Source organism: Acidimicrobiales bacterium (genome assembly GCA_035533595.1).
Classification (GTDB): domain Bacteria; phylum Actinomycetota; class Acidimicrobiia; order Acidimicrobiales; family Bog-793; genus DATLTN01.
In genome coordinates, this window is the sequence record DATLTN010000038.1 from 15,327 (window position 1) to 40,377 (window position 25,051).

Genomic DNA, 25,051 nt, shown 5'->3' on the forward strand with positions numbered 1-25,051 from the left:
CTCAGCTCCCGACCTTGCCGGGGCCGCCGAGCGGCCGCAAGTCCGCGCCGAGGCCGAGGGTGCTCGCGCGCCGGCGCTGCGCGACGCGGATCGCCTGGGTGAGGGCGAGCGCCCCCACACAACCGAGGGCGAACAGCGCGAGCGCCCACGCCGCCGACTGGATCGCGCCGGCGATCACGAGGAGCCAGCCGAGCGAGATCGGGATCATCGCCTTCCAGCCGAGGTCCATCAGCTGGTCGTAGCGCAGCCGTGGCAGCGCGGCGCGGATCCACACCTGGAGGTACAAGAAGGCGACTGTCTTGCCGGTGAACCACAGGATCGGCCAGAGCCAGCGCAGGAAGTGGAAGCCGGGCCCGTCGGGGCCGCCGAAGAAGAGCGTCACGACGATCGCCGACATCGTCACGGTGTTCATGAACTCGGCGAGGAAGAAGAGCGCGAAGCGGATCGAGGAGTACTCGGTGTGGTAGCCGCCGCCGAGCTCGGACTCGCCCTCGGCGAGGTCGAAGGGCGGGCGGTTGAGCTCCGCGGTCGAGGCGATGAAGAACAGCACGAAGGGGATCACGCCGAGGCGGATCACGTTCCACTGCCAGGCGTGCGCCGCCTGCGAGGTGACGATCGAGCGCGTCGACAGACCGTGCGACTCGAGGATCACCATCACCACGGTGAGGCCGAGCACCGCCTCGTAGGAGATCATCTGCGCGGAGGCCCGCACCGAGCCGAGCAGCGGGTACTTCGACCCCGACGACCAGCCGGCGAGCATCGTGCCGTAGACGGCGACCGAGGAGAGCGCGAGCAAGAAGAGGATGCCGATCGGCGGGTCGGCGACCTGCAGCTCGAAGGTGTGGTGCGCGACCGTGACGATCCCCCCGACGGGCACGACGGTGAAGATCAAGAACGCCGGGACGACCGTGAGGAAGGGGGCGAGGCGGAAGACGAAGCGGTCGGCGCGCTCGGGGAGGAGGTCCTCCTTGAAGAACAGCTTGGTGCCGTCGGCGAGCGTCTGCAGCAGGCCGAAGGGGCCGGCGCGGTTCGGGCCGATGCGGTCCTGCATGTCCGAGATCACCTTGCGCTCGAACCAGATCATGAGCAGCACCGAGGTGAGCAGCGCCCCGAAGGCGACGAGGACCTTGATCACCACGATCAGCCAGACCGCGGCGTTGAGGCCGTGCGCGAAGAGCGGGTCGGCCATCAGAGGTTCTCCAGGCGGACGTCGGTGGCGAGCTCGCCGTCCCCGACGAGGTCGAGGACGTCGCCGCTCGCGACGACGTTGCCCGCCGCCGCGACCACGCTGCGGGGCAGCCGCTCGTCGGCCACCGCCTCGATGACGACCTCTCCCTTGCCGCCGCGCAGCCGCAGCTTGTCGCCCGAGCCGAGACCGAGGCGGGCGAGCTCGAAGGGGTGGACCGACAGCCGCGCGGGCAGGACCATCGCCGCGAGTGCGGGGCTCGCCGTCGTCGTGGTGCCGAGGTCGTAGAGGCGGCGGGTGACGACGAGGCGGTAGGAGTACGAATCGAGGCGCCCGGCGACCGCCGGTGCCGCGGGCGGCGCGGCGGCGAGCGCGGGCGGGACCGCCCCCGACGGTGTTTGCGGGACCTCGCCGACGGCCCCGACGGGCTCGGTCGCGCCGACCGCGATCGGCGCGCCGAGGGCGTTCACCGAGGTGATGCCCGGCGTCGCCATCGGGTCGATCGGCGCGGCCGTCGCCGGCGTGCCCGCGGCGAGCGGGGCGAGGAGGCCGTCCTGGGCACCGGCCGCCGCCAGGCGCGCGGCGGTGAGGCCGGCGTGGGAGGGGACGAGCGCGGCGATCTCGTCGGTGATCTCCTCGAGACTCGAGAAGCCGAGGTCCGCGCCGAGACGGGTGGCGAGCTCGTTCGCCACCACCCACGGCGCCCAGGCCACCCCGGGCGGCGGGGCCTTGGCGGCGAGGCGCGTCACCCGGCCCTCGACGTTGGTCGTCGTGCCCGAGCGCTCGCCGTCGGCGGGCACGGGGAGGACGACGCTCGCGAGCGCGTTCGAGGCGTCGCGGTGGGTGCCGAGCGCGATCACCGAGCCGACCCGCTCGAGCGCCCGGCGGGCGAGCTCGCGGTCGGGGAAGTCGCGCAGCGGGTCCGCGCCGAGGAGCACGAGGGCGCGCAGCTCGCCGGCGGCGGCGCGCCGCAGCATCCCCGCGGTGTCGTCACCGGGGCTCGCGGGGAGCGCTCCCCACGCGTCCTCGTAGTAGGCGCGGGCGGCCGAGAGGCTGCGGCGCCCGGGCAGCAGGCCCGGCGCGAGGCCCATGTCGAGCGCCCCGAGGACGTTGGATCGGCGCAGCGCCGGGAGGAAGCGGGCCGCGGGGAGCGCCGCGGCGAGCAACCCCGCGGCGTCGGCGATGGTCTGGCCGGACTCGGCGACGTTCGCGCGCCCGAGCACCACGACGACGCCCGCTCCGGCCACCTCCCCCTCGCGCGCCGCGAGCAGCGCGCGCGCCGAGTCGAGGGCCGCGCCGAGGTGCGCGCTCACCTCGTGGTCGGGGGCGGCGCTCGAGGTGAGCGCGTCGGCGAGGCGGACGGCCTCGCCCGGCAGGTACGGCACGCGCAGCGCCGACGGCGAGAGCGCGGTCGCCACCGGCGAGCACTCGACGAGGGTGGTGGCCTTCTTCGCCGCGGCGCGCAGGCGCAGGTAGAGGACGGGGAGCTCCTCGCGGAGGTCACCGGTGAGGAGCACCACGACGCGCGCCGCGGCGGCCTCGTCGATCGTCGCGCGGGGGAGACTGAGGAGCGCGGTCGCGGGGAGCCCGTCCCCGAGCTGCGCGTCGAGGGAGTCGGTGCGAAGGACGGAGCGCGCGAAGCGGCTCCAGGCGTAGGCGTCCTCGTTGGAGAGGTGCGCCCCGCCGATCACGCCGACCGCGCCCTCGGCGGTGGCGAGGGCGTCGGCGGCGGCGTTCAGCGCCTCGGACCAGCGGACCGGGACGAGGCTCTCGCCGCGGCGCAGCGCGGGGGAGGTCAGCCGCTCGGGGGCGGCGAGGGCTTCGTAGGAGAAGCGCCCTTTGTCGCAGAGCCAGCTCTGGTTCACCGGCTCGGAGTCGACGCCGAGGAAGCGGACGAGCGCCCCGGCCGAGGACTGGGCGGCGACGCGGCAGCCGACGGAGCAGGTCGTGCAGGTCGTCTCGACCTGTTCGAGGTCCCACGGGCGGGCCTTGAAGCGGTAGGGGCGGGCCGTCAACGCGCCGACCGGGCAGATCTGGACGGTGTTGCCCGAGAAGTACGAGTCGAAGGGCTCGGTCGGGAAGGGGGCGACCTCGATCTCGGTGCTGCGGCCGACGAAGTCGATCTCGGCGTCGCCGGCGATCTCGGCGGCGAAGCGGGTGCAGCGGGCGCACTGGATGCAGCGCTCGCGGTCGAGCGCGACGAAGGCACCGATCTCGATCGGCTTGGCCCAGTGGCGCTTCTCCTCGATGAAGCGGCTCTCCCCCGGGCCGTGCGAGAGCGACTGGTCCTGCAGCGGGCACTCACCGCCCTTGTCACAGACCGGGCAGTCGAGGGGGTGGTTGACGAGGAGGAACTCGATCACCCCCTCCTGGGCCTTGCGCGCCTTGGGCGACTCGGTGAGGACCTCCTGGCCCTCGGTGACGCGCAGGTAGCAGGCGGGCTGCAGCGAGAAGCCGCGTGGCGAGGAGACCTCGACGAGGCACATCCGGCACATGCCGACCGGCTCCATGCGCGGGTGGTAGCAGAAGCGCGGCACGTAGACGCCGGCGCGCTCCGCGGCCTCGATGATCAGCTCGCCAGGGCGCGCCTCGACGGCGGCCCCGTCGATCGTCACGTGCACGACCTGATCGGTCTCGGCGCGCACCTCGGTCACGGGGTGCCTCCGAGCGGGCAGCCGCTCTCTTTCACGTGCAGCAGGAACTCGTCGCGGAACATCCGCAGCCCGGACGCGATCGAGGAGGGGATGGAGGGGCCGAGCACGCAGATCGTCGTCTGCTGCGGGGGCCAGCTGACCCCGGGGGCGATGTTGTCGCAGGCGTCCATCAACAGGTCGAGGTCGGCCTCGCGCCCCTCCCCCGACTCGAGGCGCCAGAGGATCTTCTCGAGCCAGCTGCTCCCCTCGCGGCACGGGGTGCACTGCCCGCAGGACTCGCGGTGGAAAAAGCGCGTGATCCGCCAGGCGGCGCGCACCGCGCAGGTCGTCTCGTCCATCACGACGACCGAGCCGGAGCCGAGCATCGAGCCGGCCTTGCCCACCTCGTCCTGGTCGAGGCCCATGTCGAGGTGCTGCGGGCCGAACCACGGCGCGGAGACGCCGCCCGGGATGATCGCCTTCAGCTCCCGCCCGCCCTTCACGCCGCCGCCGAGGCTCGGGTCGTAGATGAGGTCACGGAAGGTCGTCTTCGACATCTCGAGCTCGTACCAGCCGGGGCGCTCGACCCGCCCGGAGAGGGCGAACAGCCGCGTCCCCGTCGAGCTCCCCGCACCGAGGGCGGCGAAGGCCTCGCCGCCGTGCTCGACGATCCAGGGGAGGTTGGCCATCGTCTCGACGTTGTTCACCACCGTCGGCTCGCCGTAGAGGCCGATCGCGGCGGGGAAGTAGGGGGGCTTGATGCGCGGGAAGCCGCGCTTTCCCTCGAGGCTCTCGAGCAGCGCCGTCTCCTCGCCGCAGATGTAGGCGCCGGCGCCGGGGTGGATCACGAGGTCGATCGAGAAGCCCGAGCCGAAGATGTCGCCACCGAGCGCGCCCTGCGCGTAGGCCTCGTTGCAGGCCGCGGTGAGGCGCTCGAGGCCGAGCGCGAACTCGCCGCGGCAGAAGATGAAGGCCTGCTTGGCGCCGATCGCGTAGGCGCAGATGATCGTGCCCTCGATGATCTGGTGCGGGTCCCGCTCGATGAGCAGGTGGTCCTTGAAGGTCGCCGGTTCGCTCTCGTCCCCGTTCACCACGAGGTAGGTGACCGGCGCCTTGCGCAGCATCGACCACTTCCGCCCCGCCGGGAAGCCGGCGCCGCCACGGCCGAGCAGGCTCGCGGTGTTCACCTCCGCGGCGACGGCCTCGGGGGTCATCGTGAGCGCCTTACGGAGCCCCTCGTAGCCGCCCGTCTCGAGGTAGCGCGAGAGGGTGTGCGAGTCCTCGTAGCCGAGGCGGCGGGTGACGATCGGCTCCGGGTGGGTGATCACGCCGCTCCCCCGTCGCCGGCGACGAGGCCGACGCTGCGCTCGACGCGGCAGAGCACGCCGTGGTTCGGGACCGTCCCCTCGAGCCGGCCGGCGGCGAGGTCGTCGACGAGGCTGTCGAAGGAGGCGCCGTCGAGGGGGCCGAAGAAGCGGTGGTTCACCTGTACGCAGGGCGCGGTGTCGCAGCCCGCGAGGCACTCCGCCTCCTCGAGGGTGAACAGCCCGTCGGCGGTGGTCTGGCCGACGCGCACCCCGAGGCGCTCCTCGGCGTGGTCGAGCAGCTCGTAGGCCCCCGCCAGCATGCAGGCGATGTTCGTGCAGAGGGCGAAGACGTACCTGCCGACCGGCTCGATATGCAGCATGTCGTAGAAGCTCGCGGTGCCGCGCACCTCGGCCGCGGAGACGCCGCAGAGCTCGGCGATCTCGCCCATCGCCTCCTCGGTGAGGTAGCCCTCCTCGCCCTGGGCGAGGTGGCAGAGCGGGATGAGGGCGCTGCGGTGCTCGGGGTAGAGCGCGACGAGCGCCTCGGCGCGCTGGCGGAGCGGCTCTGCGAAGTGGCCCATCAGCGGTCCACCTCCCCGAGGACGGGGTCGACCGAGGAGAGGATCGCCACGGTGTCGGCGATCAGGCTGTTGCGCAAAAGCGGCGGCAGGCTCTGCAGGTTCACGAAGGAGGGGGCGCGCACGTGCATCCGGTAGGGCTTGTTCGTGCCGTCGGCGACCATGTAGCAGCCGAGCTCGCCGCGGGGGGACTCGACGGCGACGTAGACCTCGCCCTCGGGCGGCTCCATCCCGCTCGTGAACAGCTTGAAGTGATGGATGAGCGCCTCCATCGACTCGTCGATGCGGGCGCGCGGCGGCGGTGTCACCTTCGCGTCCTGGGCGCGGTAGTCGCCGCTCGGCATCTTGTCGAGGACCTGGCGGACGATGCGGATCGACTCGCGGATCTCGTTGAGGCGCACCGCGTAGCGGTCGAAGGTGTCGCCGACGGTGCCGACGATGACGTCGAAGTCGACCTCGTCGTAGGCGAGGTAGGGCATCGACCTGCGGAGGTCCCAGGGCACCCCCGAGGCGCGCAGGATCGGCCCGGTGGCCCCCATCGCGAGGCACATCTCCGGAGAGATCACCCCCACCCCCTCGGTGCGCTCGCGGAAGATGGGCTGGCCGGTGAGCAGCTCGTCGTAGTCGTCGAGGCGTAGCGCGATCGTCTCCGCGATCGCGTCCACGTCGTCCTCCCAGCCGTCGGGGAGGTCCGCCGCGACGCCGCCGGGGCGGATGTAGTTGGTGTTCATCCGCAGCCCGGTGGTCTTCTCGAAGAACGAGAGGAGCAGCTCCCGCTCGCGGAAGCCGAAGATCATCATCGTCGTCGAGGCGAGGTCCATGCCGTTGGTGGCGGCCCAGGTGACGTGGCTGTTGATGCGGTTCAGCTCGGTCATCAGCATGCGGATCCACGTCGCTCGCGGCGGCAGCTGCACCCCGAGTAGCTCCTCGACGGCGAGCGAGAAGACGAGCTCGTTGGAGAGCGGGGAGAGGTAGTCCATGCGGGTGACGTTCGTCGTCCCCTGCAGGTAGGTGAGCTGCTCGCCGGTCTTCTCCATGCCGGTGTGCAGGTAGCCGATCACGGGCTTCGCGCGCAGCACCGTCTCCCCGCGCAGCTCGAGCATCACCCGCAGCACCCCGTGCGTCGAGGGGTGCTGCGGCCCGAGGTTGATGATCATCGTGTCGCCCTCGGCGAAGTCGAACTCGTCGGGGTCGACGTCGAGGGCCGCGCTCTCGGGGAGGCGGAGGACGCCCCCCTCCTCGATCAGCAGCCGGGTCGCGTCGGTGAACTCGCGGGGGGCGAGCTCCTGGCTCGCCTCGCTCGTCTCGCTGCCGAGGCGGGCGCGCGCCTCGTCGGCCGGATTCGGCTCGGTCTCGGTGGCGCCCTTCTCGGTGGTGACCTCTCGCGTCATCGGGGCCCGGGTGCGTCCTTGAACTGCACCGGCACGCGCCCCATCCCGTAGTCCTTGCGCAGCGGGTGGCCCTCCCACTCCTCGGGCATGAGGATGCGGGTCATGTCGGGGTGGCCGACGAAGTCGATGCCGAAGAGGTCGAAGACCTCGCGCTCGAGGTTCTCGGTCCCCGGGTAGAGGAAGAACAGCGTCGGGCAGGTCGCGTCGGTCTCGGGGACCTGGACGCGCAGGCGGAGGCGCAGGCGGCGCTCGTGGGAGAGCAGCGTCGTCACGACCTCGAAGCGCTCGGCGGTGACGCCCTCGGGGAGCGCGCGCGCCTCCTGGGCCGTCAGGTAGTCGGTCGCGGTGAGGTCCGAGCAGGTCACGAAGGCCGCCTCCTTCAGCGCCTGCGCGACGGCGACGTAGCGGTCGCGCGCAGGGTGGAGGACCTCCTGGCCGCGCGAGAAGCTCACCGGCACGTCGCCGAGGCCGGCGATGCCGTGCGCGACCGAGGCGGGCGCGACAACCCCGGTCGCGGGCGGTGCGGTCTCGGTCATCAGCGGGGGGTGCCGATCCGCACCGGCTGCGGGAGGGGCTGGGTCCAGCCGGCCACCTCGCTCGAGAGGTCGACGGCCGCACCGCCGGCGCGCGCACGGCGCCGTTGGGTGATCTCCCCGGTGCGGACCTTCTCGTGCAACGTGAGGATCGAGTGGATGAGCGTCTGCGGGGAGGGGGGGCAGCCCGGCGCGTAGACGTCGACCGGGACGATCTCGTCGACCCCCTGCACGATCGCGTAGTTGTTGAACATCCCGCCCGTCGAGGCGCAGACGCCCATCGAGATCACCCACTTCGGCTCGACCATCTGGTCGTAGACCTGGCGGAGCACCGGCGCCATCTTCTGCGAGAGACGGCCGGCGACGATCAGCAGGTCCGACTGGCGGGGCGAGGGGCGGAAGACCTCCATCCCGAAGCGGGCGAGGTCGTAGTCGGCGGCGCCCGCGGCCATCATCTCGATCGCGCAGCAGGCGAGGCCAAAGGTCGTCGGCCACATCGAGTTGCGCCGGCTCCACTTCACGAAGTCCTCGAGCCTGCCGGTGAGGAAGTTGTGGCTGAGGGACTCGAGGCCCTTCCACTCGAAGCTGCTCTTCTCGACCATCAGGCGGCCTCGCCGTCGTTCGGCACGCGCCGGACCGTGCTCGCCGTCGTGCGCGTCGAGCGCACCGGCTGGATCCGCTTCACCGGCCCCCAGTCGAGGGCCCCGCGGGCGACGAGGTAGAGGAAGGAGAAGAAGACGGCGCCGACGAAGACGATGATCTCGACGAGGCCGAAGCGCCCGAGCTCGTTGTACATCACCGCCCAGGGGAAGAGGAAGATCACCTCGATGTCGAAGACGACGAAGATCATCGCCACGAGGTAGAAGCCGACGGGGAAGCGCTCCGGTGGCTCGTGCGTCGGGACGATCCCACACTCGTACGGCGCCTCCTTGGCGGCCGTCGGCCGCTGCGGGGCGAGCAGTTTCGAGGCGACGAGGGACAGCCCCGCGAACGCCAACGCGAGGAGGAGGAGGATGAAGATCGGCAGGTAGCTGTCGAGACTTCCCATGGCTCACAGCGGTTCTACCACGTGCACCGGTTTGCTCCCAATCAAGAGCGGCCCGCCCGGGGCGTCCCACGAGCTCCCGCGTCACCTCCGCGGGGGTGGGGAAACGGCCGCGGCGCGGACGGGCCTGGCGAGCGGGGGCCAGTAAGGTCATCAGATGCCCGACGTCTCACCCGCGGCGCCCCGCGGGCACGCCCCGTCACGCCCCCGGAGCTGCGACGTCGTCGTCGTCGGCGCCGGCCCTTCCGGCGCGAGCTGCGCCTACTGGCTCGCCGAGGCGGGGCTCGACGTCGTCGTGCTCGAGAAGAAGCACTTCCCCCGCGAGAAGACCTGCGGCGACGGCGTCACGCCGCGCGCCGTGCGCCAGCTTGAGGCGATGGGCCTCGCCGACGAGATCGCGAGCCACCACCGCTTCATCGGGCTGCGCGCCATCGCCTTCGGCCGCGAGCTCGACCTCGAATGGCCCCGCCACGACGACTTCCCCGACGCCGGCTACGTGATCACCCGCGCCGAGCTCGACGCCCTCGTCGCCGGGCGCGCCGAGAAGGCGGGCGCCGAGCTGCGCCAGGGGACCGAGGCGATCGCCGTCGTCGGCGAGCGCCCCGGCCCGGCGCGCGGCGTCGTCGTGCAGGACCACGACCGCGACCTCATCGAGGAGATCCACGCCAAGGTGGTCGTCGTCGCGGACGGCGCGAACTCGCGGATCGGCCGGGCGCTCGGGGCGGCGCGCGACCGTGACGTCCCCCTCGGGATGGCGATCCGCTCCTACCACTCGTCGCCGCGCGCCGATGAGCCCTTCATCGAGTCGCACCTCGACATCCGCGACCGCGAGGGCAACGCGGTGCCCGGCTACGGCTGGATCTTCCCCCTCGGCGACGGGAGGGTGAACGTCGGCCTCGGCATCCTCGCGAGCGACGACCGCCTGAAGGGGATCAACACCACCAAGCTGCTCGAGACCTTCATCGACTTCGCGCCGAGCTCGTGGTGCCTCTCCGCGGAGAGCGCGCTGTGCGCGCCGACGGGGGGGCGGCTGCCGATGGGCTTCGCCGTCGGCCCCCGCGTCGGCCCCGACTACCTGCTGATCGGCGATGCCGGGGGCTCGATCAACCCCTTCAACGGCGAGGGGATCGCCTACGGGTACGAGACCGGTCGCCTCGCCGCCGAGGTGATCACCGGCGCGCTCGCGGCGGGGGACCTCGGCGTGCTCGCCAGCTACGAGGAGCGCCTCGAGGCCCGCTACGGCCGCTACTACCGCGTCGCCGCCGCCTTCATGGCGCTCATGATGCGCCCGGCGCTGCTGCGGCGCTTCATCTCCTGGGGGATGCACTCCAAGACCTTCATGGCCTCCGTGCTGCGGATCATGTCGAACATGCTGCGCGAGGGCACCGTCGCCGCCCCCGAGCTCGCCTACCGCGTCGCCGCCCGCCTGCTCGACCGCGGCGGCACCGCCCGCCTGCCGGCGAACGGGAGCACGCTCCCCCGCTAACCCCCGATGCGCGCCGCGACCGCGACCGCGGCCGCGGCCGCGGCCGCGAGGGTCTCGTCGATCTCGGCCTCGCCGTGCGCGAGCGAGGTGAAGGCGACCTCGTACGGGCTCGGCGCGAGGCCGACGCCGCGGTCGAGCATCTCGTGGAAGAAGGCGGCGTAGGCGACGCCGTCGGCGCGTCGCGCGCCGTCGTAGTCCGCGACCGGCGCCGCAGAGAAGAACAGCCCGAGGAGGGTGCCGAAGACGGGCACCTGCACGCTCAGCCCCGCCGCGACGAACGCGTCGGCGAGGCCGGCGCCGAGGCGGGCGACCCGGTCCTCGAGCACACGGTAGGCGTCGTCGTCGAGCTCGGAGAGGACGGCGAGGCCGGCCGCTGTGGCGAGCGGGTTCCCCGACAGCGTCCCCGCCTGGTAGACGGCGCCGAGGGGGGCGAGCTCGGCCATCAGCTCGCTGCGGCCGGCGAGCGCGGCGAGGGGGAGGCCGCCGCCGATCACCTTGCCGAGGCAGGTGAGGTCCGCCTCCACCCCGAGGCGCCCGGCCGCTCCCGCCCGCCCGAGGCGGAAGCCCGTGATCACCTCGTCGAAGATGAGCACTGCGCCGACGCGGTCACAGGCCGCCCGCAGCCCCTCGAGGAAGCCGGGGAGCGGCGCGACGAGGCCCATGTTCGCCGCCACCGGCTCGACGATCACGGCCGCCACCTCGCCGTCGAGCTCGGGGACGACGTTGTAGGGGGCGACGATCGTGTCGGCGACAGCGCCCGGGGGAACGCCCGCCGAGCCGGCGAGGCCGAGCGTCGCGACCCCGCTCCCCCCCGCGGCGAGCAGGGCGTCGGAGTGGCCGTGGTAGCAGCCGGCGAACTTCACGATCCGCGCGCGCCCGGTGGCGCCGCGCGCGAGACGGACCGCGGTCATCGCCGCCTCGGTGCCCGACGAGACGAGGCGGACCATCCCCGCGCCGGGCACGGCGGCGACGATCGCCTCGGCGAGCAGCACCTCGTCGCGGGTCGGCGCGCCGAAGGTGGTGCCGAGCGCCGCGGCGCGCTGCACCGCGGCGACGGGGGCGGGGTGCGCGTGGCCGAGGATCGACGCCCCCCAGCTCTGCACGAAGTCGAGGTAGCGGCGCCCCTCGACGTCGACGAGATAGGCGCCCTCCCCCGAGGCGACGAAGCGCGGCTCGCCGCCGACGGCGCGAAAGGCCCGGACGGGCGAGTTCACGCCCCCCGGCGTGACCTTGCAGGCGCGCGCGAAGAGCGCGCCCTGCTCCTCGGCGGTCACCTCCGGCTCAGCGCGCGGCGCGCGGGGAGTGGAGGAGCTCGGCCGCCTCGCGTGCGAGGTAGGTGAGGATCAGGTCGGCGCCCGCCCGCTTGATGGCGAGCAGCGTCTCGAGGGCGGCGGCCTCGCGGTCGATCCAGCCGTTGGCCGCCGCCGCGGCGAGCATCGCGTACTCCCCCGAGACGTGGTAGGCGGCGACGGGGACCGGCGAGGCGGCGGCGACCGCGGCCAGCACGTCGAGGTAGGGCAGCGCCGGCTTCACCATCACCACGTCGGCGCCCTCGGCGAGGTCGAGAGCGACCTCGGTGAGCGCCTCGCGACGGTTCGCCGGGTCCTGCTGGTAGGCGCGGCGGTTCCCGCCGCCGGCGATCTGCACGTCGACCGCGTCGCGGAAGGGGCCGTAGAAGGCCGAGGCGTACTTCGCGGCGTAGGCGAGGATGCCGACGTCGCCGTGGCCGCCGTCGTCGAGCGCCCGGCGGATCGCCGCCACCTGGCCGTCCATCATCCCGCTCGGGGCGACGAGGTCGGCGCCCGCGTCGGCCTGCGCGAGGGCGACCTCGGCGTAGCGCTCGAGGGTGGCGTCGTTGTCGACCTCGCCGCGCGCGTCGAGCAGGCCGCAGTGGCCGTGGTCGGTGTACTCGTCGAGGCAGAGGTCGGGCATCAGCACGAGCTCGTCACCGAGGCTGTCGCGCAGCGCGCGCAGCGCCACCTGGCAGATCCCCTCGGGGTCCGAGGCGCCCGAGCCGACGGCGTCCTTACGCTCCGGCACGCCGAAGAGGACCACCCCCGGCACCCCGAGTGCGACCAGCTGCTTCGCCTCGTCGACGAGCGACGCCACGGTGTGCTGCACGACGCCGGGGAGCGAGTGGATCGGCTGCGGCGCGTCGATGCCCTCGCGCACGAACAGCGGCGCCACGAGGTCGCTCGGGGCGAGGCGGTGCTCGGCGACCATCGCCCGCAGCGCGGGGGTGCGGCGCAGGCGCCGCAGGCGCCGCTCGGGGAAGCTCCCCGCCGAGGGGTCACCGGTCACGCCGCGAGCCTAGGGGATCGACGATTTCACTTCTTGAGGAAGTGAGGTTGGTCGACCGGGCCGCCCACAGGCGAGCACCGTGAGATCCAGGGCCGTGAACCCTATTCGTAGATCGTGCCCCTGTCGGTCGGTGAGGCCTCCTACGAGGTCTCCTACGAGCCGGCGACGCGGCCGCCGCCGCGTGACGCGGGCTTCATGCACCGAAGCTCACGAAGCCGTCGGCGGGCGACCCGAGCGTCCGGCGGGCAGCAACGAGCGCGGCGCTCGGCTCGAGGCCCTCCCGCAAGAAGCGGTGAAGCTCGAGCATCAGCCGCCCGCTCGATTCGTCCGGCACCGGCGTGACGCTCGCCACGACCGCGCGGGTGCCGCTCGCGATGAGCAGGCTCGGGAGGCCGAAGGCCGCCGCGCCGGTGCCGCTCATGCCGAGGTCGCAGGCGGAGAGGACGACGATGCTGGGGAGCTCGCGCATCTCGGTGAGGTCATAGCCGGTGAGCGCCCCGTCGGTGAAGCGGATCGCAGAGAGGAGCGGGTTGTCCGAGCGGAACAGGCCGTGCGCGGCGAGGTGGGCGACCCCCGCGCCAGCGATCGCGGCGCGCACCGCGTCGACGGTCGCCTCGCCGCTCGCCACGATCCGCGCCTGCCGCCCCCACAGCCCGGCGAGGGCCGACACCTCGGCGTCGGCAAAGGCGAGCTCCGGGCCTGCGACGATCGCCGTCGGCCCACTCGGCGGCGGCGAGCTCCGGCGACGGGCCCACTCGCTCACCGAGTTCGCGACGACGACGGGGAGCTCCCCGAGCGATTCGAGGACGCTCCACGCCAGCGAGGCCAGGGGGCCGGCGGGGACGACCACCACCCCCGCCGCCGGCAGGGCGGCGCCGGGGAGCTCGCTCAGCAGTGGCGCGACGAGGAGCTCGTCGACGGCGCGGGCCGCCCCCTCGACCGACGTCGTGGCCCTCCCGGCGCGGCCGCGCGCCGCGGCCCCCATCGCTCCGTGCAGCGCGACCACCGCCCGCTCGGCGGCTGGCAGCGCGGCGAGGTCGACGAGGCGCGAGTGGCGCGCCCAGCGGACGATCGCGACGACGCGACCCGCGAGAACGCCGTACTCGAAGAGAACCCGCTCCCCGAGGGCCGCCGAGAGCTCGCCCGCGGGCAGCGGACGCGACGTCGCCACTGCGGCGACCTCGTTGTGGCGGACGCTGCGGCGGACGATCTCCTCGAGCGCGAGCTCCTGGCGGCGGAGGCGCTGCTGTTCGCGAGGCGGTGGCGGATCGTGTGCGAGCTGGGCGCCGATCTCGCGCAACGAGAGCAGCGCCTGGCGTACCTCGGGCGACGCCGCCTGGCCGACCGCGCCGAGCTGCAGGCCGCCGCGGGCGCGCTCCATCCAGTGCAGCGCACGCTCGGGGCGCCCGGCCTCGATCGAGAGCGCCACGCCGAGCTCCTCGGCGCGCTGGGCGCGCTGCGCGGCGCTCGAGCGCAGCTCGGTCGAGCCGAGGCCCGCCCGGAAGTCGTCGAGCGCAGCGAAGGCCGCCGTCACCGCCCTCGCGGCCTTGTGGTGCTCGCCTGCGAGGCGCTGCACATTGGCCTCCGCGATCCAGCCGTCGAAGCGCACCGCCGCGAGCGCGCCCCGGCGGCGGTGGGCGGCGCCGCGGAGGACCGCGAGCGCCGCCTCGAGCGCCCCGGCGCCGGCGTCGAGCTCGGCGGCGAGCCACTCCGCCTCGGCGGCCGCCGTCCACCAGCCCACCTCGTGCAGCTGGCGGGCGAAGGCGAGCATCCGTGCGCCGTCGGGATGCTCCCCGCCGTCGAAGTGCGCGGCGCGCGCGAGCCGGTAGCGGGCGAGCAGCTCCCAGCTCGGCCGCCCCTGCGCGGCAAACAGCGCGCATGCCCTCTCGGCCCAGCGACGCGCCGCGGCGAGATCGCCGTCCTGCTCGCAAGCGCGGATCGCGAGGTAGCAGGCTTCCGCGAGGTCGGCCTCCAGGCCCTGGCCCTCGAGGTCCACGATCGCCGCTTCGAGGACCGCCCTCGCCTCCTCCGCGAGGCCGGCGTCGAGCATCGTCTCAACCCGGTCGGTGAGCGTCGCCGGGCGGAGACCGCCTGCGGCGCTCAGCTGACGCTGCGCCTCGTCGAAGAGACGGAGGGCGAGCGGCAGGTTGCCCCGGCGGGAGGCGACGAAGCCGAGATTGTGGGTCGCGAAACCCGCCCAGACGGCGTCGCCGGTCTCGCTGAAGAGCCGGCGCGCGAGCGCGAGGTCCGTTTCGGCCGCCTCGTACTCACCGCGGTAGGCGAGCACCACCCCCCGGTTGCCTCGTGCCTTGGCCTCGAGACCCTTCATCCCGAGCTCGTGAAAGCGCTCGACGACGTGGCTGAAGGCGGCGAGCGAATCGGCGACGCGCCCGAGCCGCTGCAGCACGATCGCGCGCTGCATCGCCGCCTCGGCGGCGTCGGGGCCGGTGAGCGTCTCCTGCGCCTCGTCGAGCAGCTCGAGCGCGAGGTCACCGCGGCCCGCCGAGAGCTCCTCGAAGGCGAGCGTCACCCGGATCCGACCGGTGGCGGCCGCGTCACCGATCGCGAGGTGCGCCTCGAGCGCTCGCCGCAACGCGGCCGCCGCCTCGAGTGAGCGACCGAGGCCGCGCAGCGCCAGCCCGCGACACCATTCAACGAGTGCGGCGACCGCGGGTTCGTCATCGGTGAGCAGCTCTGCTGCGAGTGCGGCCTGGGAGAGTGCTGCCGCCGGGTCGGCCTCCGCAACTGCGAAGGCCGCCTCCGCCTCTTCTCTTGCCTTACTGACGACCCCTGCCGGAGCCCTCAGATCGCGACCCACTCGGTCTCGAGGGGCGAGATTGAGTCGGTCAGCGGCACGCACTTCACGCTGAGGGGACCGCGCGGCAGGCGGTCGACGAAGAAGGTGCCGGAGGCGTCGACATCGAGGGTGAGAGAACGGGAAGGGTGGCGCAATACCGCCGAGCGGAAGACGTTCGGTGCCACCTTCCCGAGCAGCCTCCGACCGGAGTCCGAGATGTACAGCTCCACGCGGCCGCCGTCGGTCGCGAAGGTGAGCACCCGGTCCGAGCCGAGGCTCGACCCGCGCACGCTGACGAGGGCGTCGTCTTCGACCGCCGAGTCGTAGTCGAGCGCGGCGACGGCGTTGGCGACCTCGCGCCAGGCGAACGCCGCCTTCGCCTGCTCCACGACGTCGGCGGGCACCGTCTCCAGGCGACGAAGCGCGGTGGCCACGTCGGCCAGCAGCGCTACCTCTTCGATTGGCTCGTCCAACATCAGCTCCGCAGTCCCTTGGCGGGCTCGAGGCGCGTTTCGCCCTCTACCCGTTCGATCAACACCCGCAACTGTTCGAGGCAGCGTCCGCGGGTCGGGCCGACACTGCCGACGGGCATGCCCGTCGCGGCGCTCACCTGCGCGTAGGACATCGGCGGCTCCTCCACGACCAACGCGGCGAGCAGCCCCCGACACCTTCCGGGCAGGAGCGTCATCGCGTGCTGGATCGCGACGTCGCGCTCCGCCGAGAGCAGCGCGAGGTCCGCCTCGTCGGCCGAGGTCATGTCCAGGTACTGCCACGGGTCGGTGAGGACGTAGTGGGCGCCGACGCGGCCAAGCCGCTGCGCCTCGCGGCGCGCGGTCGTCACGAGCCAAGCACCGAGGCGCTCGGGATCATGCACGTCGTCGATGTGCTCCGCGAGGCGCAGCCAGGTTGTCTGGCTGACCTCAGCGGCATCGGTAGCACTCAGGCCCTCGTTGCGCGCAACGGACCAAATGAGACCCGCGAAACGCTCGACGAGGCGCGCCCAGCTATCCGCGTCCCCGCCGCGCGCGGCCAGGACGTCGTCCTCGAGCTCGCCCTCATCCCGGTTGTGCACAGGAAGCTCATGCTAGGCGCTTCCCCCGCATCGCCGGGTTGAAGGTGCCCCAGTGGCTCCTCAGGCCGGAAACCAGATCACGACGGGAACCAGAGCGGAGCGCCCCCGACCATCCAAATCGTCGCAAGCCCCGCCACGACGGCGGCAACCTTCGCAGGTGTCGTGCTGAGAATCCGGCGCACAATTCCTCACTTCCTCCGGCCCGTAGTGGTCCGACATAGATAAAGAGCACATCTCGTCGGCGTTGATACATGCGCTGCGAACTTTTTTTTGCTCACCGCCGCTTCGACCGGGTCCGAGTCTCGGTGTCGCGCCCGTTCGCCTACGATCGAATCGTCGGGTCGCGCCGGACGGGAGGGTGGCGATGACACTCGCACTCGCGGTCCTTCTCGGCTACCTCGCCGGACGCGTCGCTGGTGGCCGCCTGCGCAACATCGCCCGCGTGCCGTTCGCCGGATGGTGGCTTCTCATCCCGGCTCTGCTCGATCAGGCCTTTCTGGGCCTTGCCCCGCGGGCGGCGCGCGCACCCCTGCTGGTGATCGCGTGCCTGTTGCTCGCGGGATGGTGCCTCCTCCTGCGCGCCCCCCGCCAGAGCCGCCCGGGCATGTACCTCCTGTCGGCGGGCATCTTCTCCAACACCCTCGCCATCGCCCTCAACGGCGGCATGCCCGTCTCGCGGGGCGCACTCGCCGCCGCGGGGCTGCCCCGCAACCTGGATGTCAGCCACGGCTACCTCGATAAACACGTCGCGATGACGAGCGCAACGCACCTCTCCGCGCTGGGCGACGTGATCCCGTTCCGGCTGATCCACAACGTGATCAGCGCTGGGGACATCGCGATGCTCGTCGGGGTTGCGATCGCCGTGAGAGGTGCAATGCTGCTGGCGGCGTCGCAGCGAGTCTCACGCTCCCTCGGCGAGCTCCCGAGAGCAAGCGAGCGCACCACCTAGACAAAAATATGTTCCGCGCTCGGTATCAAACCGCCGCGTCACGCCTCTCTATAGCGGGAGGTTGTGTGCGTTGACGCAGCAGGAGAGTACCGACGATGAATGGCCAGGTCACGGCGACAGCCGCGCCCGCGCCCGCAGCCTCGGTGAGGGACGCCCTCACCTGATGGCGGTGGAGGGACGGGGACCCGACGGCAGTTCGCCCTCCGAATCTGCCGCCCGCGGCAGCGCAAAGAGCCGGCGCCTCGGCCGCAGGGCCTTCCTCGCGAGCGTCGCGGCCGCGCTCGAGGCGAGTGGCGAGCGGGTCGCCGTCCTCTACGTGGAGATCGACCGCTTCCGCTCAGTGAACGCCGCTCTCGGCCACGCGGCGGGCGACGAGGTCCTCGAGCAGGCGGTCCTGCGCGTCCTCGGGGCCCTCGACAGCCCCGCCATCCTCACCGGCCACGGTGGCGAGCTCGCGGTGCTCCTCCCCGACGCCGGGGACGAGGCGGAGGTCTTCGCCCTCGCCGAGAACCTGCGCTGGGAGCTCGCCGAGCCCTACCACTGCGCCGGCCAGACGGTCGGGCTGACGGCCAGCATCGGCATCGCCTTCGGCTGCACTTCGGCCGAGGTGCTGCTGCAGCGGGCCGACGCCGCGGCCCAGGCCGCCGGTGAGTCGGGGGGCAACCGCGTCGGCGCCTTCGAGCCCCGCACCCAGGTGCGGGCCCTCACGCGCGTGCGCGGCGGCGCGGAGCTGCGCGAGGCGCTCAACCGCTCGGAGTTCCGCCTCCACTACCAACCGGCGCTCGCCCTCGGCAGTGAGGCGGGCTTCGGGGTCGAGGCGCTCATCCGCTGGATCTCGCCCGACGGGCGGGTGGTGATGCCCGCCAACTTCATCCCCCTCGCGGAGGAGACGGGCTTCATCGTCTTCCTCGGCTCGTGGGTCTTTGAGCAGGCCTGCGCGCAGCTCGTGCGCTGGGGCGAGGAGGGCCTCGTCCCGAGCTGGCTCTCGGTGAACCTCTCGGCGCGCCAGCTCTACCTCCCCGAAAGCGTGCGGGGCTTCGAAGCGGCGCTCTCGCGGACCGGCGCCGACCCGCGGCGGATCGTGGTCGAGATCACCGAGTCGGCGCTCATGGAGGAGACGCCGCTGCTCTGGCAGGGGCTGCAACGGCTGCGCGAGCTCGGCATCAAGCTGAGCATCGACGACTTCGGGACGCGCTACTCCTCCCTCGCCTACCTTCGCCGCTTCGACTTCGACACCTTGAAGGTCGACCGCTCCTTCACGAGCGGCGTCGCCACCGACACTCGCGACCGGAGCATCGTCGGCAACGTCATCACCCTCGCCCACGACCTCGCGCTCGACGTCGTGGTCGAGGGGATCGAGAACGGGGAGCAGCTGCGCGTGGTGCGCGAGCTCGGCGCCGACTGGGCGCAGGGCTTCCACCTCTCGCGCCCGATCCCGGCCGAGCAGCTGCCACGCGTCATGGCCGGGCTCGGCGCGCCCGTGCCGGGGAAGTAGCGGTCTCAGCGGGCGCCGCGCCCCCGACCCAGGAGACGAGCGCGGCGACCATCGCCGCCGCCGACGGCGTCGCCGCCTCGACGAAGGCAACGCCGAGCGCCCCGAGGCGCGCCGCGGTCGTCGGACCGATCGCCACCGCGACCCGCCCGAGGCGCTCCGCCCCGGCGAGCCCGAGGTAGCCGTCGACGGCCGAGGGCGAGGCGAAGACGACGGCGTCACAGCCGACGAGACCGGCGAGCGCCTGGGGGTCGCGGGCGGGGCGGGTCGTCTCGTAGGCGGCCACGGCCTCCACCTCGATGCCGCGCGCGGCGAGGCCCTCCTCGAGCTCTGCACCGCCACCGCTCGCCCGCGCGACGAGGACACGCCCCGTGCCGGGCGAGGCGGGGAAGGCCGCGAGCAGGCCCGCCGCGCTCGCCGTCCTCGGGATGAGGTCGGCGACCACGCCGTGGCCGGCGAGCGCCGCTGCGGTCGCCGGGCCGACCGCAGCGACGCGCACGCCGCCGAGTTCTCGGGCGTCGTGCAGCAGCGAGAACACGGCCGCGACGGCGTTCTCTGAGGCGACGACGAGCCAGTCCCCGGCGCCGAGGCGCCCGAGGGCGGCGGCGAGGGCGGCGCCACCGTCGGGCGGGGGCGCGACGGCGATCGTCGGGAAGCAGATGACGGCCGCGCCCCGCTCCTCGAGGAGCGCGACGAGCCCCTCGGACTGCTCGGCGCGACGGGTGACGACCACCCGCAGCCCGGACAGCGGCCGGGACTCGAAGGAGAACAGGCGCTCGCCAGCGACGGCGCCGATGACGAGGGTCACCGGACTCTCGAGCGTCGCCGCCCGCAGGCCGGCGAGGGTGGTGCGCTCGCTCCGCTGGTTCGGAAGGCTGCCCGAGCGGACGGCGATCGCCGGGGTCTCCGGCGCCATCCCCGCCCGCAGAAGGCGCTCGGCGAGGGGGCGCACGGTGGCCGCGGCCATCAGCACGACGAGCGTCGCGCCCGAGCGGGCGAGCTCCTCCAGCCCCTCGGCGCCGTCGGGGTCGTGCCCGGTGAGGACGACCACGGCCGAGGCGGCGCCGCGCAGCGTCACTGGCACCCCCGCGAGGGCGGGGACGGCGAGGGCCGCGGAGAGGCCGGGGACGACCTCGTAGGGGACCCCGGCCTCCTCGAGGGCAAGCGCCTCCTCGCCGCCGCGGCCGAAGAGGTAGGGGTCGCCCCCCTTCAGACGGACGACGCTGCCGTCGCGCCCCTTGTCGACGAGGAGGGCGTTGATCTCCTGCTGGCTCATCTCCTTTGACCCGGGGCGCTTGCCGACGTCGAGCACGGTCGCCCCGGAGCCCGCGAGCGCGAGGACGCGGGCGTCGACGAGGCGGTCGTGCACGAGCAGGTCGCAGCGGGAGACGAGCGCCGCGGCGCGCAGCGTGAGCAGCCCGGGATCGCCCGGCCCGGCACCGACGAGGTAGACGGTCACCCGAGCGCGGCGCCGAGGAGGCTGCGGCCGCCGTCCTCGTCCAAGAGCGCGGTCGCGAGCGCGCTGCCGAGGGCGAGCGGCTCGTCCCCCGTCGCGCCGCGGCGCAGCACGACGTGGCCGTCGCCGCTCGCGAGGAGCGCCTGCAGACGGATCGGGCCGCACGCGCCGGCCGCCTCGGCGTAGGCGCCGAGGGGCGCGCGGCAGCCTCCGCCTAGCGTCGCGAGAAAGGCGCGCTCAGCGTCGAGCGCCCGGTGCAGCGCGACGTCGTCGATCGCGGCGAGCGCGGCGAGCGCCTCGGCGTCGTCCTCCCGGCAACGCAGCGCGAGCGCCCCCTGGCCGACCATCGGCAGCATCGTCGAGAAGTCCAGCACCTCGGCGTCGGCGGGGACGATCGCCATCCGCTCGAGGGCGGCGGCCGCGACGACGACCGCGACGGAGGGGCCGGCCCGCTCGAGGCGGCGCCCGATGTTCCCGCGCAGCTCGCCGAAGAGCAGGTCGGGCCGTCGGTGGGCGAGCTGCGCGCGCCGCCGCACGGAGCCGGTGAGGACGAGGGCGCCGGGGGTGAGGTCCTCGAGGCGGCCGCCGACGAGCACGTCGCGCGGGTCGGCACGCTCGGGGACGGCGGCGAGCACGAGGCTCCCGTCGTCGGTCGCCGCCGGCAGGTCCTTCGCGCTGTGCACCGCGATTTCGGCGCGCCCGGCGAGCACGGCGCGCTCGATCGCGTTGGTGAAGGCCCCCCAGGTGCCGAGCTCGGCGATCGGCACCTCCTGACGCTGATCTCCCTCGGACTCGACCGTAACGACCTCGGCACCCTCCACCCCGGCCGCGGCGAGGAGGGCCTGGACCCGCCGGGCCTGCACGAGGGCGAGCGGGCTCGACCGGGTCGCGAGCCGGAGGGTCACCGCCGCTACAGGTCGAACAACGAGCGCAGCGCCTCCGCGAGGCGCTCGCCGCGCGCGGAGCCCGCGGCGGCCTTCAGCTGCGCGGTCGGTTCGTGGAGGAGCTTGGCGACGAGGGAGCGCGTCAACCGCTCGACGAGCGCGCGCTCCTCCTCGCCGAGGGCCCCCGCGAGCCGCTCCACCTCCGCGGCGCGTAGCCGCTCTGCTTGCTCGCGCAGCGCGGTCACGAGGGGCGCCGCGGCGCGGCCACGGGCGTCCGCTCGGTGACGCTCGAGCTCCTCGTCGAGGATCTCGTCGACCTTCCCGAGCTCCGAGCGGCGCGTCGTCATCGCCGCCTCGGCGAGCAGCCGCAGGTCGTCGATGTCGCGCAGCCGCACCCCGGCGAGCTCGCCGACACGCGGGTCGATGTCGCGCGGCACCGCGGTGTCGATGAGCACGAGCGGCCGCTCGGGGCGGTTGGCGAGCGCGACGTTGACGTCGGTGACCGACAGCAGCACCTCGTCGCCGGCCGTCGCGCTGATCACCACGTCCGCCGCCCCCACCTCCTCGGCGAGCGCCCCGAGGCCGACGGCACGGCCGCGCCCGGCGACGAGTGCCTCGGCGCGCGCCGGACGGCGGTTGGCGACCACGAGCTCGGGGGCACCGGCGAGCTCGCCGAGGGCGGCGACGATCCCCTGCGCCATCTCCCCGGCGCCGACGACGAGGACCCGTCGTCCGCTCAGGTCGTCGCCGAGCTGCTCCTGCGCCGCGGCCACGGCGACGTGGGCGAGCGAGGTGATGCCGCGCGCGATGCCCGTCTCGTGGCGGGCGCGCTTTCCCGCCTCGAGGGCGTGGCGGAAGAGCGGGTCGAGCACCGGGCCGAGGCTGCGCTCCTCGCGGGCGCGCGCGGCCGCGTGGCGCACCTGGCGGAGGATCTCCCCCTCCCCGAGCACGGCGGAGTCGACCCCGGCGGCGACCGCGAAGAGGTGGCGTGCCGCGGCGTCGTCGTAGGCCACCGTGAGGCGCTCCTCGAGCTCGGCGAGCGAGGTCCCCGTTCCGCTGAGGCGCGCCGCGAAGAATGCGTGGATATCGGCCAGGCCGTCGTGGAAGCGCTCGACGACGGCGTAGACCTCGGTGCGCAGGCAGGTGGACACGATCACCGCCTCGGCGAGGTGCGGGCTGTCGCCGAGGGCGGCGAGGGCCTTCGGGAGCTCCTCATCGGCGATCGCGAGCCGGTCGAGCAGCTCGAGCGGGGTGTCGCGCTCATGCAGTCCGACGACCACCACCGACACGACGAGGACCTCCCTCTCGGCTCAGATTGCCGGCGTCACCGGCCCCAACAGACTACGAAGTCGCGCCGGGCGACCGCGCGGGCGGCCGGCGAAGAGGAAGTGTGCTCAACCGCGAGGAGGGCCGCCAATCTCGCGCCGCCGCCGGGGCGCGACGCGCGCGGGTACGCGCCGTTGCTCGGGTCCGCGCCGTCACGCGGTGGTGGCGTCGCTCGGCGACGCTCGGCTCAACCTGCTTCGGTGAAGCGCTCCGCGAGGTAGCGGTCGACGTCCTCTTCGCGCAGGCGATAGGACTTGCCGACCCGCACCGCTTGGAGCTGGCCGGAGCTGATCAGTCGGTACACCGTCATGTTCGAGATGCGCAGCACGCGCGCGACCTCGGCGACCGTGAGGAACTGCGATTTCGTGTAATGGATGGTCAGTGGAATCACCTCTCTCCGCGGTCGCGACTGTAGGCGCGCGTGGCGCAAGTGCAAAGTGGGAGCGCTGAGACGAGCGTGGCGTCAGTGGCGTAGAGGGGCGCTTTCGGCGCGATCTCGGCGCTTCCTCGACGCGCTCAGTGCGGCCGTGAGAGCTCCCGCGAGCGCGCTGTCGCGGCGACGACCGCGTCGAGGAAGGCGGCGCGCAGGCCGGCGCGCTCGAAGACCTGCAGTGCCGCGGCGGTCGTCCCTCCCGGCGAGGTCACCTCGGCGCGCAGCTGCTCGGCGCTCTGCCCGCTCTCCGAGAGCAGGCGCGCCGCCCCGAGGAGGGTCTGGTTGGCGAGCAGCCGGGCGGCCTCGCGGCCGAGGCCGGCGAGGACCCCCGCCTCGACGAGCGCCTCCGCGACGAGGAAGACGTAGGCGGGGCCAGACCCCGAGAGGCCGGTGACCGCGTCGAGCTGGTGCTCGGGGAGGCGGACGACGATGCCCACCGCCTGCAGCACCTCCTCGGCCCAGTCGAGGTCGGCCTCGGCCGCCGAGGCGCCGGCCGCGATCGCCGTCGCCCCGGCGCCGATGCGCGCCGGAGTGTTCGGCATCGCCCGCACCACCGCGACCGAGGAGCCGAGGTAACCCTCGAGGGTCTCCGTCGTCACGCCGGCAGCGATCGAGAGGAGGCGTCGAGGCGGGGCGGCGGCGAGCGCCCGGCAGGCGACCTCCACGTCGCCCGGCTTCACCGCGACGACGACGGCCTCGCTAGGGACCGGTGACGAGACCACGCCGACGCCGGGGAAGCGCTCCCGGAGCGCCTCGTGGGCCTCGGCGCGCACCTCACAGATCGTGCACTCGCCGGCCGCGACCTTGCCCTGCGCGAGCAGGCCGCCGAGGAGGGCGCCCCCCATCTGCCCGCCACCGAGGAGCTGCAGCTTGCTCATGGCGACGAGACGTTAACGGCGCTCACCGGCACTCGACGAGGCTCTTGGCGGTGATCTCGTCGTAGAGGCGGTGCAGCGAGGAGGCCGCCGCCGGCCAGGTGTAGGCCAGGGCGCGCTCGGCGCCGGCGCCGCCCATCGCCGTGGCCGCGAGGTCGTCGCCGACGAGCAGGTCGAGGCGCTGCGCGAAGCCGTCGACGTCGCGGGGCTCGACCAGGTAGCCGCTCACCCCCTCCTCGACGAGGCTCGTGAGACCCCCGACCGCGGAGGCGACGACCGGGGTCCCGCATGCCGCAGCCTCGAGGGCGACGAGACCGAACGACTCCGACATCGAGGGGACCACGCAAACGTCGGCGGCGCGGTAGAAGGTGGAGAGTGCCTCGTGGCGCTGCGGCGGCATGAACAGCACCCGCCCCCCGAGGCCGAGACGCTCGACGAGGCGGTGGACGACGCGCACCTCCTCCTCGCCGTGCGGTCCGCTCGGACCGCCGATCACGAGCAGGCGGCAACTGCGGTCAGCGACCTGCGCGAGCGCCTGCACCGCGATCTCGACGCCCTTCAGCGGCTGGATCCGCCCGACGAACACGAGGAGCGGCCCCTCGGCCTCCGCGCCGATCGCGCGCCGCGCCTGGGCCTTGTCGCCGGGTGAGAAAAAGGCGTGGTCCACGCCGGGGGCGATGATCTCGATGCGGGCGCGGTCGGCGCCGTAGAGCTCGACGAGCTGGGAGGCCTCGGCCTCGCACGAGGCGAGGACGGCGTCCGAACAACCGATCACCTCGGACTCCGAGCGGGCGCGTAGCTCGGGGTCGTCGGGGTCGATCTCCTCGGGGCTCGCCTCCGCCTTCACCCGCTCGAGGGTGTGGAAGGTCGAGACGAGCGGCAGGCCGAGTCGGTGCTTCAGCGCGTGACCGGCGACGCCGGAGAGCCAGTAGTTGGCGTGGATCGCCTCAGGCGCGTCGGGCTCGTCGTCGGCGTAGGCCGACAGCCGCGCCTCGACGGCGTCGGTGAACGAGCCGACGAAGGCGTGCAGCGCCCCCTTGGGGAGCGGAGCCTGCGGCCCGGCGACCACGTGGTGGAGGCGGAAGCCCGGCTCCACCTCGACGACGTCGGGCTGCGCAGGGTCGTCCGAGCGGGTGAAGACGTCACAGACCACCCCGGCGTGGGCGAGGGCCGCGGAGAGCTCGCGCACGTAGACGTTCATCCCCCCGCCGTCGCCCGTCCCGGGCTGGGCAAGGGGCGAGGTGTGCAGGGAGAGCACGACCAGTCGGCGCATCGCGAACGGCATCGTAACGGTGGCCAGGCGTCCG

Annotated in this window: 22 protein-coding genes; 3 read left to right on the top strand and 19 right to left on the bottom strand. The window is 73.6% G+C overall.

The genetic code is table 11. The features are described from left to right. Position 1: 1 nt before the first annotated feature. The 8 genes from nuoH to VNF07_07210 are packed head-to-tail and all read right to left on the bottom strand — an operon-like array spanning position 2 to position 8,676. Positions 2 to 1,189: an NADH-quinone oxidoreductase subunit NuoH gene (nuoH, locus tag VNF07_07175; protein ID HVB06004.1), complete on the bottom strand. Its 1,188-nt coding sequence runs from the start codon at positions 1,187 to 1,189 to the stop codon at positions 2 to 4. Continuing rightward, on the bottom strand, positions 1,189 to 3,840 hold the full coding sequence (gene nuoG, locus VNF07_07180) for an NADH-quinone oxidoreductase subunit NuoG (protein ID HVB06005.1): 2,652 nt from the start codon (positions 3,838 to 3,840) through the stop codon (positions 1,189 to 1,191). Before nuoG ends, nuoH begins: the two co-directional genes overlap by 1 nt. Next, positions 3,837 to 5,147 (bottom strand): NADH-quinone oxidoreductase subunit NuoF, encoded by a 1,311-nt coding sequence (gene nuoF / locus VNF07_07185; protein HVB06006.1) that lies wholly within the window; start codon positions 5,145 to 5,147, stop codon positions 3,837 to 3,839. The genes nuoG and nuoF overlap by 4 nt, the downstream gene beginning before the upstream one ends. Then, positions 5,144 to 5,707 carry an NAD(P)H-dependent oxidoreductase subunit E gene (locus tag VNF07_07190; protein ID HVB06007.1) on the bottom strand — a complete coding sequence of 188 codons (564 nt, stop codon included), beginning with the start codon at positions 5,705 to 5,707 and terminating at the stop codon, positions 5,144 to 5,146. The genes nuoF and VNF07_07190 overlap by 4 nt, the downstream gene beginning before the upstream one ends. Further along, positions 5,707 to 7,095, bottom strand: coding sequence for an NADH-quinone oxidoreductase subunit D (locus VNF07_07195; protein ID HVB06008.1), 1,389 nt, complete (start codon positions 7,093 to 7,095; stop codon positions 5,707 to 5,709). Before VNF07_07195 ends, VNF07_07190 begins: the two co-directional genes overlap by 1 nt. After that, entirely contained in the window at positions 7,092 to 7,631 is a 540-nt protein-coding gene (locus VNF07_07200; protein HVB06009.1) for an NADH-quinone oxidoreductase subunit C, read from the bottom strand. Before VNF07_07200 ends, VNF07_07195 begins: the two co-directional genes overlap by 4 nt. Beyond that, positions 7,631 to 8,230, bottom strand: coding sequence for an NADH-quinone oxidoreductase subunit B family protein (locus VNF07_07205; protein HVB06010.1), 600 nt, complete (start codon positions 8,228 to 8,230; stop codon positions 7,631 to 7,633). The genes VNF07_07200 and VNF07_07205 overlap by 1 nt, the downstream gene beginning before the upstream one ends. After that, positions 8,230 to 8,676: an NADH-quinone oxidoreductase subunit A gene (locus VNF07_07210; GenBank protein ID HVB06011.1), complete on the bottom strand. Its 447-nt coding sequence runs from the start codon at positions 8,674 to 8,676 to the stop codon at positions 8,230 to 8,232. The genes VNF07_07205 and VNF07_07210 overlap by 1 nt, the downstream gene beginning before the upstream one ends. A 154-nt stretch (positions 8,677 to 8,830) precedes the next feature. Here VNF07_07210 and VNF07_07215 point away from each other — a divergent pair, with 154 nt between their 5' ends. Further along, positions 8,831 to 10,159 carry an NAD(P)/FAD-dependent oxidoreductase gene (locus VNF07_07215; protein ID HVB06012.1) on the top strand — a complete coding sequence of 443 codons (1,329 nt, stop codon included), beginning with the start codon at positions 8,831 to 8,833 and terminating at the stop codon, positions 10,157 to 10,159. Here the strand turns inward: VNF07_07215 and VNF07_07220 are convergent. From VNF07_07220 to VNF07_07240, 5 genes are all read right to left on the bottom strand, one after another. Continuing rightward, complete coding sequence (locus VNF07_07220) at positions 10,156 to 11,433, bottom strand: glutamate-1-semialdehyde 2,1-aminomutase (protein ID HVB06013.1); 1,278 nt, start codon at positions 11,431 to 11,433, stop codon at positions 10,156 to 10,158. The two genes, VNF07_07215 and VNF07_07220, sit on opposite strands and share 4 nt — an antisense overlap. 7 nt (positions 11,434 to 11,440) lie before the next feature. Beyond that, positions 11,441 to 12,460: a porphobilinogen synthase gene (hemB, locus tag VNF07_07225; protein ID HVB06014.1), complete on the bottom strand. Its 1,020-nt coding sequence runs from the start codon at positions 12,458 to 12,460 to the stop codon at positions 11,441 to 11,443. Between the two features lie 193 nt (positions 12,461 to 12,653). Further along, positions 12,654 to 15,278 (bottom strand): CHAT domain-containing tetratricopeptide repeat protein, encoded by a 2,625-nt coding sequence (locus VNF07_07230; protein HVB06015.1) that lies wholly within the window; start codon positions 15,276 to 15,278, stop codon positions 12,654 to 12,656. Continuing rightward, entirely contained in the window at positions 15,263 to 15,730 is a 468-nt protein-coding gene (locus VNF07_07235) for a hypothetical protein (protein HVB06016.1), read from the bottom strand. The genes VNF07_07230 and VNF07_07235 overlap by 16 nt, the downstream gene beginning before the upstream one ends. A 2-nt stretch (positions 15,731 to 15,732) precedes the next feature. Then, the gene (locus tag VNF07_07240) at positions 15,733 to 16,329 is read right to left on the bottom strand and encodes a sigma-70 family RNA polymerase sigma factor (protein ID HVB06017.1); all 597 of its coding nucleotides are present in this window, start codon (positions 16,327 to 16,329) and stop codon (positions 15,733 to 15,735) included. A 364-nt stretch (positions 16,330 to 16,693) separates the two neighbouring features. Here VNF07_07240 and VNF07_07245 point away from each other — a divergent pair, with 364 nt between their 5' ends. Together VNF07_07245 and VNF07_07250 are read left to right on the top strand one after the other, a co-directional pair. Continuing rightward, positions 16,694 to 17,278, top strand: coding sequence for a DUF5317 family protein (locus tag VNF07_07245; GenBank protein ID HVB06018.1), 585 nt, complete (start codon positions 16,694 to 16,696; stop codon positions 17,276 to 17,278). 169 nt (positions 17,279 to 17,447) lie between these two features. Then, positions 17,448 to 18,773 carry a bifunctional diguanylate cyclase/phosphodiesterase gene (locus VNF07_07250; GenBank protein HVB06019.1) on the top strand — a complete coding sequence of 442 codons (1,326 nt, stop codon included), beginning with the start codon at positions 17,448 to 17,450 and terminating at the stop codon, positions 18,771 to 18,773. Here VNF07_07250 and cobA read toward each other — a convergent pair. The 6 genes from cobA to VNF07_07280 all read right to left on the bottom strand — a co-directional run bounded on the left by cobA (position 18,736) and on the right by VNF07_07280 (position 25,017). Then, positions 18,736 to 20,229, bottom strand: a complete 1,494-nt coding sequence (gene cobA / locus VNF07_07255; protein HVB06020.1) for a uroporphyrinogen-III C-methyltransferase — start codon at positions 20,227 to 20,229, stop codon at positions 18,736 to 18,738. The genes VNF07_07250 and cobA overlap by 38 nt on opposite strands. Beyond that, positions 20,226 to 21,131, bottom strand: coding sequence for a hydroxymethylbilane synthase (gene hemC / locus VNF07_07260; GenBank protein ID HVB06021.1), 906 nt, complete (start codon positions 21,129 to 21,131; stop codon positions 20,226 to 20,228). Before hemC ends, cobA begins: the two co-directional genes overlap by 4 nt. 5 nt (positions 21,132 to 21,136) lie before the next feature. Next, complete coding sequence (hemA, locus tag VNF07_07265) at positions 21,137 to 22,399, bottom strand: glutamyl-tRNA reductase (protein HVB06022.1); 1,263 nt, start codon at positions 22,397 to 22,399, stop codon at positions 21,137 to 21,139. Positions 22,400 to 22,623: 224 nt separating this feature from the next. Further along, on the bottom strand, positions 22,624 to 22,827 hold the full coding sequence (locus VNF07_07270) for a helix-turn-helix domain-containing protein (protein HVB06023.1): 204 nt from the start codon (positions 22,825 to 22,827) through the stop codon (positions 22,624 to 22,626). Between the two features lie 125 nt (positions 22,828 to 22,952). After that, complete coding sequence (gene proC, locus VNF07_07275) at positions 22,953 to 23,747, bottom strand: pyrroline-5-carboxylate reductase (GenBank protein HVB06024.1); 795 nt, start codon at positions 23,745 to 23,747, stop codon at positions 22,953 to 22,955. Between the two features lie 22 nt (positions 23,748 to 23,769). After that, complete coding sequence (locus tag VNF07_07280) at positions 23,770 to 25,017, bottom strand: glycosyltransferase (protein ID HVB06025.1); 1,248 nt, start codon at positions 25,015 to 25,017, stop codon at positions 23,770 to 23,772. Between the last annotated feature and the right edge of the window lie 34 nt (positions 25,018 to 25,051).

What these genes read in the sequence shown, in the direction of transcription:
- nuoH (HVB06004.1), bottom strand. Translation starts at nt 1,189, where the DNA reads ATGGCCGACCCGCTCTTCGCGCACGGCCTCAACGCCGCGGTCTGGCTG.
- VNF07_07190 (HVB06007.1), bottom strand. Translation starts at nt 5,707, where the DNA reads ATGGGCCACTTCGCAGAGCCGCTCCGCCAGCGCGCCGAGGCGCTCGTC.
- VNF07_07195 (HVB06008.1), bottom strand. Translation starts at nt 7,095, where the DNA reads ATGACGCGAGAGGTCACCACCGAGAAGGGCGCCACCGAGACCGAGCCG.
- VNF07_07200 (HVB06009.1), bottom strand. Translation starts at nt 7,631, where the DNA reads ATGACCGAGACCGCACCGCCCGCGACCGGGGTTGTCGCGCCCGCCTCG.
- VNF07_07205 (HVB06010.1), bottom strand. Translation starts at nt 8,230, where the DNA reads ATGGTCGAGAAGAGCAGCTTCGAGTGGAAGGGCCTCGAGTCCCTCAGC.
- VNF07_07210 (HVB06011.1), bottom strand. Translation starts at nt 8,676, where the DNA reads ATGGGAAGTCTCGACAGCTACCTGCCGATCTTCATCCTCCTCCTCCTC.
- VNF07_07215 (HVB06012.1), top strand. Translation starts at nt 8,831, where the DNA reads ATGCCCGACGTCTCACCCGCGGCGCCCCGCGGGCACGCCCCGTCACGC.
- VNF07_07245 (HVB06018.1), top strand. Translation starts at nt 16,694, where the DNA reads ATGACACTCGCACTCGCGGTCCTTCTCGGCTACCTCGCCGGACGCGTC.
- proC (HVB06024.1), bottom strand. Translation starts at nt 23,747, where the DNA reads ATGAGCAAGCTGCAGCTCCTCGGTGGCGGGCAGATGGGGGGCGCCCTC.
- VNF07_07280 (HVB06025.1), bottom strand. Translation starts at nt 25,017, where the DNA reads ATGCGCCGACTGGTCGTGCTCTCCCTGCACACCTCGCCCCTTGCCCAG.